Raw genomic sequence first — 14,563 nt, 5'->3', positions numbered from 1 at the left:
TGGTTCTATGACTGCTACCGCTTCTGCCCCCGCTTCGGAGCACCCTGCGATCGGACCGGTTACGAAAATCTGCTGCATTGGTGCGGGATATGTGGGCGGTCCAACGATGGCCATGATCGCCCATCAGTGTCATGACATCGAAGTCAAAGTGGTGGACATCAACGCCGCTCGGATCGCGCAGTGGAACAGCGATGAGTTGCCGATCTATGAGCCCGGGCTCGATGACATCGTGAAAGGCCGTCGTGACCAGAATTTGATTTTCACAACGGAAGTTGACGAAGCGATTCGCGACGCCGACATGATCTTCATTTCGGTCAACACGCCGACCAAGACGTTCGGTGTGGGAGCCGGCCGCGCCGCCAACTTGGAGTTCATTGAAAAGTGCGCTCGAAAGATTGCCGAGGTTTCCGTCGGTCATAAAATCGTCGTTGAAAAGTCGACCTTGCCCGTCCGGACCGCGGAAGCCGTCAAGGCGATCTTGGCGGAAGCGACCAGCGGAGCAACCTTTGACGTGCTGTCGAATCCCGAGTTTCTGGCAGAAGGGACCGCGATCGATGATTTGTTGTCGCCCGATCGTGTGTTGATTGGCGGGGAAAGCGATGCTGCCGTGCAAGCTCTTGTGGAGGTCTACGCCCAGTGGGTCCCGCGGGAGAGAGTGCTGACAACCAACCTGTGGAGCAGCGAGCTGTCCAAGTTGACCGCCAACGCCTTTTTGGCTCAGCGAGTGTCTTCGATCAATTCCATCTCGGCACTTTGCGAGGCCACGGAGGCGGACGTTGACGAAGTTGCGATGGCGATCGGGATGGATTCTCGCATTGGCCCCAAGTTCTTGAAGGCGTCCGTTGGCTTTGGGGGCTCATGTTTTCAGAAGGATATTCTTAATCTCGTCTATCTCTGCGAGTACTTTGGGTTGCCCGAAGTGGCCGATTATTGGCAGCAAGTCGTGACGATGAACGACTACCAAAAGCGACGCTTTGTCCACCGCATGGTGCGGACGATGTTCAACACAGTGTCGGATAAAAAGATCGCCATCTGGGGATTCGCGTTCAAAAAGGACACCAATGACACCCGTGAATCAGCAGCGATCTACGTTTGTCGCGACCTGTTGTTGGAAAAGGCTCGGTTGTCGATTTATGACCCGCAAGTCACCAAGGCTCAGGTTGTGGCGGACCTGGAAGCGGTTTTTCGGAACGGTGATCAAGAGCTCAGTGCTGCCTCGCGTCAGTTGATCGAAAACAACATCGAAGTGGTTTCGGATGCCGAATCAGCCGCCAATTCCGCACATGCAGTCGCCGTGCTGACGGAATGGGATGAGTTTGCAGCAGCGGATTTCGAGAAAATCCAGCGAGGGATGCAGAAGCCGGCCTTCATCTTCGACGGTCGGAACACGCTCAAGGGGTTGGGGCTTGAGAAGCTCGGGTTTGACTACCAGGGCATCGGATTCAGACGTTGATTCGTTTCGGCGAGCCGGGGGGCCCCATTCGCTCGGGTTCTCAAGGGCGAAGTGGGGATGCAACGGTCTGCTCAAAACGCTACTGTGGAGGGGGTTTGCGTGGTCCTGAAGAGGTAGTGGCGGCGAAACTCACGATATGAGCATTGAAAGGGGGATTAATCCTCTCCCACTGTTCGTTCAATTACAATAAGATCGGCGGCGAACATGGTTGCAAGATTGCTTGCAATTCGCTCTTTGTGGTAATGAAGGGTGACAAGGAGGGCTGGGATTGGTCCTTCCTTTGCAGAGGCATGAACCACGTTTGACCATTCAAGTCGCGCACGGTCGCAAAAGAATCGTGCGTCTGGTTTTCGCAACGAAGGGTACCGATGCAAGTTAGACTGCGAGTCCAATCGGGCAGCCACGAAGGCAAAGAGATCGAGGTCTCGGACAAGCGATTCTTGATTGGACGTAGTGAATCTTGTCAGCTTCGTCCAAAGAGCGAGTCGGTTAGCCGTCGGCACTGCATCTTGGCGATCAAGGACGGCCGAGTCCTGGTTCAGGACCTGAAAAGCCGCAACGGAACGTTCGTCAACGACAAACGTTTGCCAGCTGACAAAGCCAAGGTTCTCAAAGACGGTGACAACCTGCGCGTTGGCAAGTTGATGTTTTCGCTTGTCATCGAACACGGCTTGCAAGCCGCGAAGAAGCCGGAGGTCAAAAGCGTTGCTGACGCAGCGGAGCGAACCAAGCAGAGTTCCAGCGACGACAGTCGCTTTGAAGATGTCGATGTCGATTGCTGGTTGGACGAGGCCGACGCGATTGACCGCGTTCGCAAGCAAACCGACCCGGACACCCGCCAGTTTCGCCTGGATGAAAAAGAGGGCGAGCAAAGCGACGATTTGTCTGTTGACGGCACGGTGATGATCGAAGACGTGCCTGGGAAGAAGCAGGACGACGACACTCGCATGTCATCGGACGACGACACCAGTTCTGGCTCGCGAGTCATTCCGCCCAAGAGCAAACCTGGCAAGTTGCCAGCAGGGGCCAAGAAAGCACTCAAAGAGAATTCGCGAGACGCTGCGGACGATGCTTTGAAGCGTTTCTTCAGCGGCCGCTAGGGCATGAAAACCGTTTCGCTCGCGATGTTGTCCAACGAAGCTTTGGCGGATGCCTATCTGGGCCGTGATGCCCGGATGGATTCTGCATTCACCGAGCTGTTTCGCCGGCATCGTGATTTGGTGTATCGCGTCTGTGTTCGCTGGTTGGGCCACCATCAAGATGCGGAGGACTTGACGCAGGAAACGTTTCGCCGCGTTGCCGCATCGATTCAGTCATGGGATCGAACCCGACCCATTGAGCCTTGGTTGACCACGATCGCCGGCAACCGATGCCGTACTTTTTTGGCGAAACAGCGAACCAAACCCCGGTTGTCGGGAATTGACGAATCGCACGTGGCCATCGCTGGAGTGGATTCCCCGGCCAACGGCATTCAGGCAACCCAGTCGCTTCGCGACGCGATGGAGTCGCTGGCCGCTTCGCCTCGGCGTGCTTTCGAACTGGTCCATTTTGACGGGATGTCCTACGACCAAGCTTCTCGCGTGATGGGCCATCCGGCTGGGACGATCAAGACTTGGGTGCATCGAGCTCGACTGCAGGTGATCAACCGCGTTCGGGAATCAGGGGGTGTCGCGTGAGTCACCACACTGTGCCGCCTGTCACAACGTCGTCTCCGGCGTCTCACGCTCTCACGCCCGGTTCCGGTTGTGGTGGGCCTGCTTGCGACGCGTTCGAATCGCGTTTGAATCAGTGGATTGACGGGGGCTCCGAAACGGACATCGACCACGATGGGCACCTGATCGATTGTCAGCGTTGCCGGCAGACGCTGGCGATTTGGCGGCAGTTGGAAGTCGGTGGTCAGGACCTGGCGGTCAGCATGAACGCGGCTTCCGTTAAGGCGTCGTTCCGGCGGTCCGTCGTTCGATGGTCGGTGGCTGTCGCAGCCTGTTTTTTCGCCGTGATTGTTTTGCGGGCCCCGGGCAATCAATTGTCGGTGGACCAAGCGAATTCTGGCGTGAGGGGCACGGACGATGGGCTACAATGGAAGGGTGCGTCACCCGTGCCGAGCCATTCTGAATGGCTCGCGAAGGGGGCCGTTGCGAGTGCTCTTTCGGGAGCAGGTTTCGGGCCTGCGGACGAGGGCCTTTCATCGGAGTCGGCACCGCTCGTGTCCGGTGAGGCGGCGATGGATTCGACATCGAGCCAGTCCATCTTGCTGGCTCAGTGGATTGCGCAGTCGCGTCCCACCGTCGCGCAGCTGAGTGTCGGTGTCGCGCCGCTCGGCAGAACGCTGCAACGCACCGCCAATCTTTTCTACTGATTGCTTTCAACATTGAATCCTCATGAAAGACACCTTTTCAAACTCGGTTGACAGGAAAGTGTCGAGTCGGGGGAAAAGGGGCCGGGTGAGAGTGGGCTGCCTGAGCGACCGCGGTTCGGCGGTTCTTGTTGCGACGCTTGTCACGTTGGTGCTGGGCCAAGCGACGTTGGTCCACGCGGAGCAATTGATCTCACTGCGGAATGGCATGGTGCTGCGGGGCGTCTACCTGGAGGTCGCCAGCATGAACCAGAATGCGTTTTCGGCTGGCAACGAAGGCGGGATTCAAAACCGCCCCATTTGGGTTGTCGACGATGGGCTGCGACGGACTTACGTTCACCGGCGAGGCATGGTCGCCGCCGAGCCACGCGATGTCCCCGACTTGCATGAGCGGATTGAATTTTTCCAGCCGGTGCCGGACGGGGGCGAGCAGGTCGCGTCCATCGGCCAGGCACTCGGGGTGACACCCTTCAATGAATTTGGGCGTCGGCGACTGACCGTGCGAGGTCCCTCGGGATCTCCGTTCGCAATCCTGCAAGGCATCACGGAGCTGACGGCGAAGTACGCGAAGGTGGAGGCGTTGAAGACGGACGATTCGATCAACCTGGACATGCGAATTGCGACGTCCAGTATCAGCAGCGATCAACTGCGGGACATCTTTCGCCGGAACACGGACCCCAAGAATGTCGACGCGAGGCTCAATGTCGTCCGGTTTTTTGCCGAGTCGGAGCGTTACGCGGACGCCCGTCGTGAGCTGGTTCGGATCTTGGATGAGTTCCCCGACAGTGCGGACCTCAAGCCGATTGTGGGGCAGTATGTCGAGAACGAAGCCAGGCAGTTGCTGGAGCAGGCTGAGTTGCGACGGGAATCCGGCCAGCCCAAATTGGCTCGCGCGATTTTGGACCAATTCCCGACGCGGGTTGTCAGTCGTGTGACGCAGGTCAAGGTCGCGGACTTGGTCGGTTCGATGGATCAGACTCAGCAGCAGATCGACACGGTCCACCAGCAATTGGCGGCGTTGGTGGGCGAGTTGCAAGAGCCAACGCAGGATTCCTTGGGGGGCTTGGTCGCTGAAATCAAAGCGGAGCTTTCACCCGAAACGCTGCCGCGGTTGAGTGACTTCATTCGGATGGGCGGCAACGCGACGATGGACCCCGAAACTCGCGTGTCGTTGGCGGTGGCCGGGTGGTTGCTCGGCAACGGATCCGGGGAAACCAACTTGAAAATCGTCTTGTCGCTGATCGATGTGCGAGCGCTGGTTCGCGAATTTTTAGTGGAAGTGGATCCCGGCAAGCGGCAAGAGATTCTGGCACGTTTGTCCTCTTTGGAAGGTGCGCGAGCCGACTACATCGCGAAGATGTTGCCGTTGATGAAGCCGCCCATGATCGATGCGATTCAAACGGACCCGTCCATCGTCGCTGATCCGTCTGTGGCGGGGATGTTCCATGTCGGGTTGGATCAAAATGGATTTCATGCGGCGCAAGCTGAGGAGCCATCTGCGATCCCGCCTGTTTCTTATGTGGTGCAATTGCCGCCGGAGTACGACCCCAATCGAACTTATCCCTGTGTGGTGGCAATGCATGCCGCCGGAGCGATCGCGGAGACGCAGCTGAATTGGTGGTCGGGTGTCCCGCAGCAATCCTTTTTGCAGCAGAGTTCTGATCGAGATCGAGGAACCGATGAATCGTCGGTCGAGGAACCTGAAACGCCCACAACGATGAGGTTGGGCCATTCGATCCGGCATGGTTTCATTGTGGTTGCGCCGCGATGGACGCGAGGTGGGCAAGGCGACTACGAGTACACGATGCGAGAGCATGACGCGGTGTTGAGTTCGCTGCGTCACGCCCTGCGTCACTTTGCGATTGATTCGGATCGAGTCTTCATTGGCGGGCATGGGCCGGGTGGGACCGCGGCTTGGGACATTGCGATCTCTCATCCCGATTTGTGGGCGGGCATGATCAGTATCAGCAGTCGGCCTGGCAAGACGTTGTTGCACTACAACGAGAATTCCAAGTACGTGCCCGTTTACATCGTCAAGGGCGACAAAGATGGTGTGCCGTTGCGAGATTTTGGTGCCATTTACGATCGTTACATGACCTACGATCACGATGCGATGATCGTCTTGTATCGCGGTCGCGGTTTGGACTTCTTTTACGAGGAAGCCGACCGAATCTTTGAGTGGATGAAGACGCCTGGGCATCGCCGTCCCGCGCCTCCAGAGGAGTTGGAGGTGGTTTCGATGCGAGAGGGCGATCGGTATTTCTGGTGGCTGGAATGGGACGAAATGTTGCCCGGGTTGTCCATCAATCCCATTCTTTGGGCGGATGCGGAACGACTGAAAGCCGCCCCCGTGAAGGCTCGCGTGATGGCCAACAACGAGGTCATCATCACGCAGGCTCCGTCGGATTCCTACACCGTTTGGCTGTACCCGCAGATGCCCTTGGATTTCAAGCAGACGATCACGGTTCGCTACCGCTCTCGACGGAAGGACTTCACGTTTGATCAATCCGTTGGGGTGATGTTGGAGGACGTGCGAGTGCGGGCTGATCGGGAGCGTCCGTTTTGGGGGAAGGTGCAAATTCCCTGATCATGGCTTTCATTTGGCCGATGCGGCGCCGGTGGGCGTGTGGGGGGGCAGTCCTTCGTCCAGGCCGTCTGCGTATCAACTGATTGCGACCCATTTGACTGGTCTACTCTGCCGGTGTCCGGTGGACTACCTTGGTAAGGCGTGCTGAAACGATTGGACACATGATCGTCGCCGCATGATGGTTGGACAAAGATATCCCGATTGAGACATCCTGGATGAATGCACCTGAATCAAATTCCGCTGCCATCGGTGAAGCGGACATCAACTTGCTTCATGACGCTCGTCGACGAGTGTTGGATGAGTTGGGAAAGATCATTGTCGGCCAAGAGGAAGTCATTGATGAAATCCTGATCTGCTTGTTCAGCCGGGGGCACGTGTTGTTGGAAGGCGTGCCTGGATTGGCCAAGACGCTGATGATCAGCACGCTCGCCAAAACCTTGGATTTGTCATTCAGTCGCATTCAGTTCACTCCGGACCTGATGCCTGCTGACGTGACGGGCACCGAGATCATGGAAGAGGATCGTGCGACCGGGCATCGCGAATTGCGATTCATGCCGGGGCCGTTGTTCGCCAATGTGGTGCTGGCCGACGAAATCAACCGGACGCCACCCAAGACGCAAGCTTCGTTGCTGGAAGCGATGCAGGAACGCCAAGTCACGGCGGGCCGCGAACGGCACCAGCTCGACGACCCCTTTTTTGTGTTGGCGACGCAGAACCCAATTGAGCAAGAAGGCACGTACCCATTGCCAGAAGCTCAGCAAGACCGGTTCATGTTCAAAATCTATGTCGACTACCCATCGTTTGATGAAGAGTTTGAAGTGGCCAGGCGGACCACGGGAACCGCGGTGGCGGAGGCCTTGCCGGTGCTTCGCGGCGAAGAAATTTTGCGACTGCAACAATTGGTTCGCCAGGTCCCTGTCAGTGACCACATTGTGCGTTACGCGTTGTCGTTGGTTCGGCAAACTCGCGTTGGCGGTGAAGGTGTGCCTGAGTTCGTGGAGGACTTGGTGGGTTGGGGAGCTGGTCCGCGTGCGGTTCAGTTCTTGATCCTGGGCGGCAAGGCTCGCGCGTTGTTGCAAGGACGCCATCACGTCCAAGTCGAGGACATCCAAGCTCTCGCACCGCCCGTTTTGCGTCACCGGATGGTGGTGAACTTTGCTGCCGAAAGTGAAGGCATCACCAGCGACGAAGTGGTCGCCCGAATCATTGACGCCACCCCGACGACCGAGGACGAATTGTCTCGCGATGCCCGATTCCAAAAGATATTTGCGTCCTGAGGTCACCGCTCGCATTCGCCGGTTGGAATTGACCGCCCGGCGAGTGGTGGAGGGGTTTCTATCAGGGATGCACCGAAGTCCATACTTCGGCCAATCGATCGAGTTTCTGCAGCACCGCCAGTATGTACCCGGCGATGAGTTGCGGCATATCGATTGGAAGGTGTACGCGCGTCAGGATCGCTTGCACATCAAGCAATACGAAGAGGAAACCAACCTGCGGTTGCAGTTGTTGGTCGACTGCAGCGGCAGCATGTCGTACGGCGAAGGTGACGAAAATAAATTTCAGTACGCGGCCTCTTTGGCGGCGTCGTTGGCCTACCTGGCGCTTCGCCAGAAAGACGCCTGCGGGCTGTACACGTTTGACACCCAGCTTCGTGACAGCGTTCCAGCGAAATCGAGTCAGCATCAGCTCAACCGGATGTTGACGTGCCTGGCGTCCGCTGATCACGAAGGCGAAACCAAACTCGATCAGGTCGCCAAGCAGCTTGCCGCCGCGATTCCCCGAGCCGGTGTGGTCTGTGTGATCTCCGATTTACTCGGGGTGGAAGAACTGCAGGAAGGACTTCGCGTTCTGAGGGCCCGCGGGCACGATGTCGCCTTGATCCATGTTTTGCACGACGATGAGATGGACTTCGACTTCACGGGGGCGACCCGCTTCGAAGGCTTGGAGGTTGAGTCAGCATTGAATTGCAATCCCGCTGCTCTTCGGGAGGGTTATCTGGAGGCACTCGATGGCTTCCTCGAAAAGACACGGCGAGCTTGTGGCCGGCTGAAAATCGATTACTTGCAAGTCCGAACCAGTGAACCGCTCGATGCCGTGCTCGCGCGTTTTCTTTCGGCTCGGCAAGCTCTCCCGAAACTTCGCAATTAGGCACGGTTTGATCGATGCAATCAGTGGCATAGGCTTCCAGCCTGTGGATTCGAAAACACAGGTTGGAAGCCTATGCCACACTCGTTTTCATTCCCTTGAGTCCAACCTTTAAAGCACTAGCGTTTTGTTCCTCTATCCCGCCCTGTCGATTGGTTTCGCGTTTGTCGCGGTGCCGCTCTTGGTTCACCTGATCAACTTGCTTCGGCATCGCCGGACCAAGTGGGCGGCGATGGATTTCTTGCTGGCCAGTTACCGCAAGCAACGCCGTTGGATTGTTCTGCGGCAGTTGTTGCTGTTGCTTTCGCGGTTGGCGGTGGCGGCATTGTTGATCGCGTTGCTGGCCGGGTTGGTGGGCGGACGCCAATGGATCGGGGCGCTCGGTGGTCAGACGACGCACCATGTGATCGTGTTGGATGACAGCTATTCAATGCAGCAAATCGTTTCACGCCGAGGGACGGCGGATGACGTTGCGGACGCGGAGGCAAACGGGGTGGTGGGCAACACCGCCTATGATCGGGCGTTGGCTTCGGTGGCCGGATTGGTGAAGCGTTTGGCAGCGGATGGCGACAGCCACACGTTGACGGTGATGCGAGCCAGTCGCGCCGCGATGGTTGCCTCCGGTGAAAACGCCTCGGCGGACGTCGCCGCGGATTTGTCCGCTCAAACGATTTCCCCGGATGGGCGTCAAGTCGAACGGTTGATGGCGACCCGAGCCTCGTCGCTGCGGACCGATTTGGTATCGGCGATCGACTTGGCATCGGACCTGATCGCTGCCACCACCGCGGACTCTCAAACCTTGTATGTCGTCAGCGACTTCACCCAGCGCGATTGGGCGGCACCCCGACGGATGGCAGAGGCATTGGAATCGGTCGACCAAGCTGGCGCGAAGATTCAGATGATCGATTGCGTGCCCAATCAAGCCAGCAATGTCACTCGCAATCTCGCCATCACCGATCTGACTCCCTCGCCCGATGTTTGGGTCGCAGGCGTTCCGGTCGTGATCAATGTCACGGTCAAAAACTACTCGCCACGCGAGGTGAACAACGTGGCTCTGTCCGCTAGCGTGATCACGTATGGCGACCAGGTCACAACCGCGGACCCGACGCTCACGGTCAGCGGCGAAGTCCAAAATCTGCCAGTGATTTTGATTGACTCAATTCCCGGCGGGCAGCAACTGACGAAGTCGTTTCAGATCTTTGTCAACAAGGTGGGCACACACGTCGTTCAAGTTGATCTGCCAGCCGATGCGCTGCAGATCGACAACTCCCGCGTTTGCACGATCCCGCTGGCCGATGCCCAGCGTGTGTTGGTGATCGACGGTGGCGATTCGGATGCGATCGGGGCCTATCATGTGTCCTCGGTGCTGGATCCGGGCAGTCAAGTTCGGATCGGTGCGATCCCCGAAGTGCAGCCGGTCACGATGCTGAGAGATGTGACCGTCGAACAACTCTCACGCTACCGGGCGGTCTACTTGATCGATGTGCCTGAGCTTTCCAAACGGGCAGTCGATTCGTTGAAGCAATACGTGCAAAACGGAGGCGGCTTGGCTTGGTTCCTGGGCGATGATGTCAACGCGGACAATTACAACACGATGGTGGGGGGCAAAGCCGGTGGGCTGTTGCCGTTTGATATCGCCCCGACGGTTAGGTTGGGCGATGAAACGGAGGAGTCGCCCAGATTGGTGCTCGGCAAGAACGCCGAATTGCTGGGCCCGATCGCTTCGGCTGGGAACGGGATCTTTGGGTTGGTCAGCATTCGCCGGCAATGGGTTCCCGCACGATCGGCCGCTGAGGAATTGAGGGAAGAGCTGGCTGGAAACGAGCCGGTCCGCGATCCCGTGGATGTCAGTGAGGAAGTTCAAGCGAATGTTCGAACGTTGCTGGCTCGTGCTGATGAAACTCCGGTGGCAACGCTGCATGGGTTCGGGCGAGGTCGGGTGGTGACCGTGACGACCGGACTGGATGGGAATTGGAACAACTGGCCGGGAGATCCGACGTTTGTTGTCTTCTTGCTGCAGACCAATGCGATGTTGTTCAGCGGGGCCGCTCCTCCGACCAGTCGCATGGTGGACTCGGTGGCTGAGATTGATGTGCCCAGCGACAGCTATCTGCCGACGGTCGTGTTGCTTCCGCCTGCGGACGAACCTCCCCGATTGGAAATTGAATTGGAAGCGGCTGCGAACGAATCATCGATCCAGGTCTCGCCGCGCGAATTGATCGTGGCTGACCAAGCGGGCCTGGATGAGTTGTTGGTTCCTGGAACGATTGAATGGCAACGCACGGGAACGGATGGTCAAACCAGCGTGTTGCCCGTTGCGTCCGTGCTGAATGTCGGCGAGTCTGATTTGACTCGTGTGACCAGTGCCGAAGTGATCCGAGACTTGCTGCCTTTGGAGGTGGAGTTTCTTTCGCCGGGTGATTGGGGCGACACGGGTGTTGGCGGCGGGATGTCGACGTTTTTGCTGGTGCTGTTGGCCCTGTTGATGTTGATGCTGGCGATCGAGCAAGCTCTCGCGGCGTGGGCTTCGTACCACGTTCGTCCAACCGGTGACGGAGCAAGCGGGAGCCGTCAACGTCGTGGCGTGAGAAGCAGTCCTGTGTCGGAGATGCCGCGTCCGGCACCCCGCGGTCGATCGCGGAAACGGACCGTTGGTGCTTCCAGTCATGGGGACGATGATTCCGGTGGAACAGCGTCCAGTGCGAATCCATCCACGGCGGGAGCATCACGATGAGTCCTTCAGAACAAGTCGTTTACGAATTCGCCAGAGCCTCACGCTTGGACGGATGGTGGGTTTGGGCTGCTGTGGTTTTGGGGTTGGCCGTGGCTTACACCGCCTGCGTTCACTACTACAAACGCGATGTCGGCGAGCTTCGGCGCCCGGTGCGATGGACGTTGATTGGGTTGCGTTTGGTCGCGGTCACGGCGCTGGTGTTTCTGTTCTTTGACTTGGTTCGGCGGACGGAACGTCGAGTGACTCGTCCCAGTGAAGTCATCGTGATGGTTGACACCAGCCAAAGCATGTCGCTGCCCTCTGGCGATTCCATCGCAGCCCCCTCGCGCGTCGAACGGGCGCGTGAGTTGGTGGCCGATTCGGAGTTGCTGGAATCGTTTGCAGAAGAGCATCGGACCAGCGTTTACGTGTTCGACCAAGCGACCGAGCCTCGTTTGGTGCAGACGAAATTCGATCAAGAAACCACCGCGACCGAGGAACAATCCTTGGCCGAAGAAGCTTTGGTGGAACCGGTCAGTCCCTTTGTTTTCTTTGGCGGTTTTTGTCTGGCCGTTTTCGTGATCGCATCGCTGGTCGCTTTCGCAATGGGAGTGCTGGGGATCGGCAGCTCGAAATCCGGTGCTCGGCGGAGGGCCAGTGTTGCCAGTGCGGAGACTCCCGGTTCGGCGTCGGCGATTGGGTGGTCGTTGTTGATCGCTGCCATCACGTTGGTCGTCGGGATTGTCTCGATCGGTGGTGTCTACGCCGTGCACACCGATCGTTCCTTGTCCCAGTTGATCGGTTGGGAGCAACGATCAGGATCGGATGAATCAGAATCAGAAACGGACGCTGAGTCGGGTGATCCATTGGACGGCGATCCCCAATCGCCAACGATGAAGGCCGTGGATTGGGATGAGGTCATCGTGGCGGGCGGGGCTCAGAGTCGGATTGGCGACGCGTTGCGATCGGTGTTGGTGGATCATGATCCGACAACCCTGGCGGGAGTGGTTGTGATCACCGACGGTCAGAACAACGGCGGGGCTTCGCTCACATCAGCGTTGGCTTTGGCCCGGCGCGGCGAGGTCTCGGTTTATCCGGTCGGCTTGGGCAGCAGTCAGCCGCCAACCAACATTCGCGTGGTCGATTTGGAAGTCCCACGTCGCGTGTATCCCGGTGACAAGTTTGTGGTCGCTTCTGTGTTGCAGGCCACTGGGACCACTCCCTTGGAAGTGGAGGTGGAGTTGGTGGACGCACTGGATACCGGTGAAGGGAACCCTGCCAACGAGCCGGGTTCCGCGGATGCGGTGACCAGTTTGCCCGGCGGTGTGGTGTTGGAAACCCAGCGAGTCAAATTGGAACCCGATGCGACACTCACGGACATTCGCTTTGAGATCGAGCCGCAAACGGTTGGTCGCCGCCGGCTGGCGGTTCGCGTCGTGGCTCCCGCCGAAGATCGCAACGCCAACGACAACATGCAGACCGCTCGCTATGAAGTGGTTGCTCGCAAGTTGCGTGTGTTAGCGATTGCTGGTGGGCCGACCCGGGAATATCGCTTCGTTCGCAACCTGTTGTTCCGCGATGAGTCGGTGCAACTCGATGTGTGGTTGCAAACCGGCATTCAAGGCATGAGCCAAGACGCCGACGAGTTGCTGGTCCGATTCCCAGAAACCGCCGAAGAGTTGTTTGAGTACGACGCGGTGGTGATGTTCGATCCGGATTGGTCGGCGATTGATTCCGCTTCGTTGGAATTGATGGATCGCTTCATGACTCAGCAGGCCGGCGGTTTGGTCTTGGTGGCTGGGCCGGTCTTCCATCCCAAAATTTCAGGCGATCGATCGGACCCGCGTTCCAACCAAATCAGTGCCTTCTTCCCCGTGAACTTGGCAACCCGCGGCCCGTTGCTTGGTGGCGGTCGTCAAGGCGGTTCAGAAGCTTGGCCGTTGAAGTTCACGCCGGAGTCCTCGCAAGCGGAATTCCTGTGGGTGGCAGATTCGCCGGAAGAAAGCTTTGAGATCTGGAATGACTTTGGTGGCTTCTACGATTACGTCGGCGTCAAAAGTGCAAAGCCTGGTGCAAAGGTCTACGCGTACTTCTCGGATCCGACGACGGAGGTCAGCGGCAGTTTGCCGATCTTCATGGCCAGCCAATTTTATGGTGCCGGTCGAGTCTTCTTCCAAGGCAGCGGCGAAGTGTGGCGGTTGCGTGCCGCCGGTGATCGATACTTTGACAGCTACTACACCAAATTGATTCGTTGGGTCAGCGAAGGTCGGCTTCTGCGAGACAGCAATCGCGGCGTGTTGTTGGTCGATTCGGATCGAGCCATGGTGGGGCAGAATATCACGCTGCGAGCCGTCTTGGTTGACGATCAATTTCAACCGCTGACGGAACCTTCCGTGACCGCAAAGCTGTTGGCTCCCGACGGAAAGATCAAGGACCTCAAGTTGACTCCCGCGGCGGATTCGCCTCGCGGCGGCACGTACACCGGCAACTTCGTCGCGACCAAAAGCGGTGGCTATGAGATTCAGCTGGCCGTGGGCGATGCGCTCGACGAGCAGTTGCTTCGCCAGAGCGTGCAGGTGCGATTGCCAACCAGCGAACTGGAACGCCCCCGCCGTGCCGATGATGAATTGTTGAACTTGGCGTCGGCGACACGTGGCGAGTACGTTCCGGTGGACGAGGCGACATCGATGAGCGATGTCAAAGCGACATTGTCCGAGGCCATTGTGCCTCAATCGCAAGTCACGTTGTTGGCTGGCACGCCCGATTCCGCATTCACTTTGCGTCGCAACGCGGTGTTGATGTGGTTGATCGCATCTGTGTTGACCTTTGAATGGGTGACACGTCGTCTGCATCGCTTGGCTTAGGCGTTGGTTCATCCAGTGGTCTGTCAAAGTTAAATGTTAGGGTTGTTCGTAGTGGACGAGGCGCCGAGTCCTTGGCTTTGACGCCAGTTCAGGACTCGGCGCCTCGTCCACTACCCCAAAAATAAGTCATGACAGACCACCAGAGTAGAACAGTTGTCCCCAACTGTTTGCGTGTTGGCGTGGAACTGTCGAGCCGCATGGCGCGATCGCGAGCGATTTTGGCAGAGGGTATGGCTCTGAGTTGGAGTCTGGCCCGACGGAACAATTGAGACAATTGTTCTACTCTGTTCAGGTTCGCCTTTGGCGGAGCGAGAGTAGAACAGTTGTCCCCAACTGTTTGCGTGCTGGCGTGGAACTGTCGAGCCGCATGACGCGATCGAGGGAAAATTTGGGCGAGAGGATGGCTTGGAGTTGGAGACTGAGCCGGCGGAACAAGGGAGACAAT

At 58.0% G+C, this 14,563-nt stretch carries 9 protein-coding genes; all 9 read left to right on the top strand.

The genetic code is table 11. The features are described 5' to 3' along the window. Positions 1-7: 7 nt before the first annotated feature. The 9 genes from PSR62_RS19865 to PSR62_RS19825 all read left to right on the top strand — a co-directional run bounded on the left by PSR62_RS19865 (position 8) and on the right by PSR62_RS19825 (position 14,118). A complete protein-coding gene (locus PSR62_RS19865) occupies positions 8-1,453 on the top strand; it encodes a UDP-glucose 6-dehydrogenase (RefSeq protein WP_274404740.1) in 1,446 nt (481 codons plus the stop codon). 368 nt (positions 1,454-1,821) lie between these two features. Then, positions 1,822-2,553, top strand: a complete 732-nt coding sequence (locus PSR62_RS19860; RefSeq protein WP_274404739.1) for an FHA domain-containing protein — start codon at positions 1,822-1,824, stop codon at positions 2,551-2,553. Between the two features lie 3 nt (positions 2,554-2,556). After that, on the top strand, positions 2,557-3,129 hold the full coding sequence (locus PSR62_RS19855) for an RNA polymerase sigma factor (RefSeq protein WP_274404738.1): 573 nt from the start codon (positions 2,557-2,559) through the stop codon (positions 3,127-3,129). A 104-nt stretch (positions 3,130-3,233) separates the two neighbouring features. Beyond that, a complete protein-coding gene (locus tag PSR62_RS19850) occupies positions 3,234-3,812 on the top strand; it encodes a hypothetical protein (RefSeq protein ID WP_274404737.1) in 579 nt (192 codons plus the stop codon). Between the two features lie 100 nt (positions 3,813-3,912). Continuing rightward, a complete protein-coding gene (locus PSR62_RS19845) occupies positions 3,913-6,396 on the top strand; it encodes an alpha/beta hydrolase (RefSeq protein WP_443217448.1) in 2,484 nt (827 codons plus the stop codon). Between the two features lie 215 nt (positions 6,397-6,611). Next, positions 6,612-7,673 carry an AAA family ATPase gene (locus tag PSR62_RS19840; RefSeq protein WP_390173933.1) on the top strand — a complete coding sequence of 354 codons (1,062 nt, stop codon included), beginning with the start codon at positions 6,612-6,614 and terminating at the stop codon, positions 7,671-7,673. Then, positions 7,663-8,544, top strand: coding sequence for a DUF58 domain-containing protein (locus tag PSR62_RS19835; RefSeq protein WP_274408261.1), 882 nt, complete (start codon positions 7,663-7,665; stop codon positions 8,542-8,544). The genes PSR62_RS19840 and PSR62_RS19835 overlap by 11 nt, the downstream gene beginning before the upstream one ends. A 124-nt stretch (positions 8,545-8,668) precedes the next feature. Next, positions 8,669-11,275: a BatA domain-containing protein gene (locus tag PSR62_RS19830; RefSeq protein ID WP_274404735.1), complete on the top strand. Its 2,607-nt coding sequence runs from the start codon at positions 8,669-8,671 to the stop codon at positions 11,273-11,275. Continuing rightward, the gene (locus PSR62_RS19825) at positions 11,272-14,118 is read left to right on the top strand and encodes a VWA domain-containing protein (RefSeq protein ID WP_274404734.1); all 2,847 of its coding nucleotides are present in this window, start codon (positions 11,272-11,274) and stop codon (positions 14,116-14,118) included. The genes PSR62_RS19830 and PSR62_RS19825 overlap by 4 nt, the downstream gene beginning before the upstream one ends. Positions 14,119-14,563 lie beyond the last annotated feature (445 nt).

Source organism: Rhodopirellula sp. P2, from assembly GCF_028768465.1.
GTDB lineage: Bacteria > Planctomycetota > Planctomycetia > Pirellulales > Pirellulaceae > Rhodopirellula.
Note: the sequence above shows the minus strand (reverse complement) of the source record. Positions and strands in the feature narration are given on the sequence as shown.

Bases quoted from the DNA above. Each gene is read 5' to 3' on its own strand.
- PSR62_RS19860 (WP_274404739.1), top strand. From the start codon at position 1,822: ATGCAAGTTAGACTGCGAGTCCAATCGGGCAGCCACGAAGGCAAAGAG.
- PSR62_RS19855 (WP_274404738.1), top strand. From the start codon at position 2,557: ATGAAAACCGTTTCGCTCGCGATGTTGTCCAACGAAGCTTTGGCGGAT.
- PSR62_RS19840 (WP_390173933.1), top strand. From the start codon at position 6,612: ATGAATGCACCTGAATCAAATTCCGCTGCCATCGGTGAAGCGGACATC.
- PSR62_RS19865 (WP_274404740.1), top strand. From the start codon at position 8: ATGACTGCTACCGCTTCTGCCCCCGCTTCGGAGCACCCTGCGATCGGA.
- PSR62_RS19825 (WP_274404734.1), top strand. From the start codon at position 11,272: ATGAGTCCTTCAGAACAAGTCGTTTACGAATTCGCCAGAGCCTCACGC.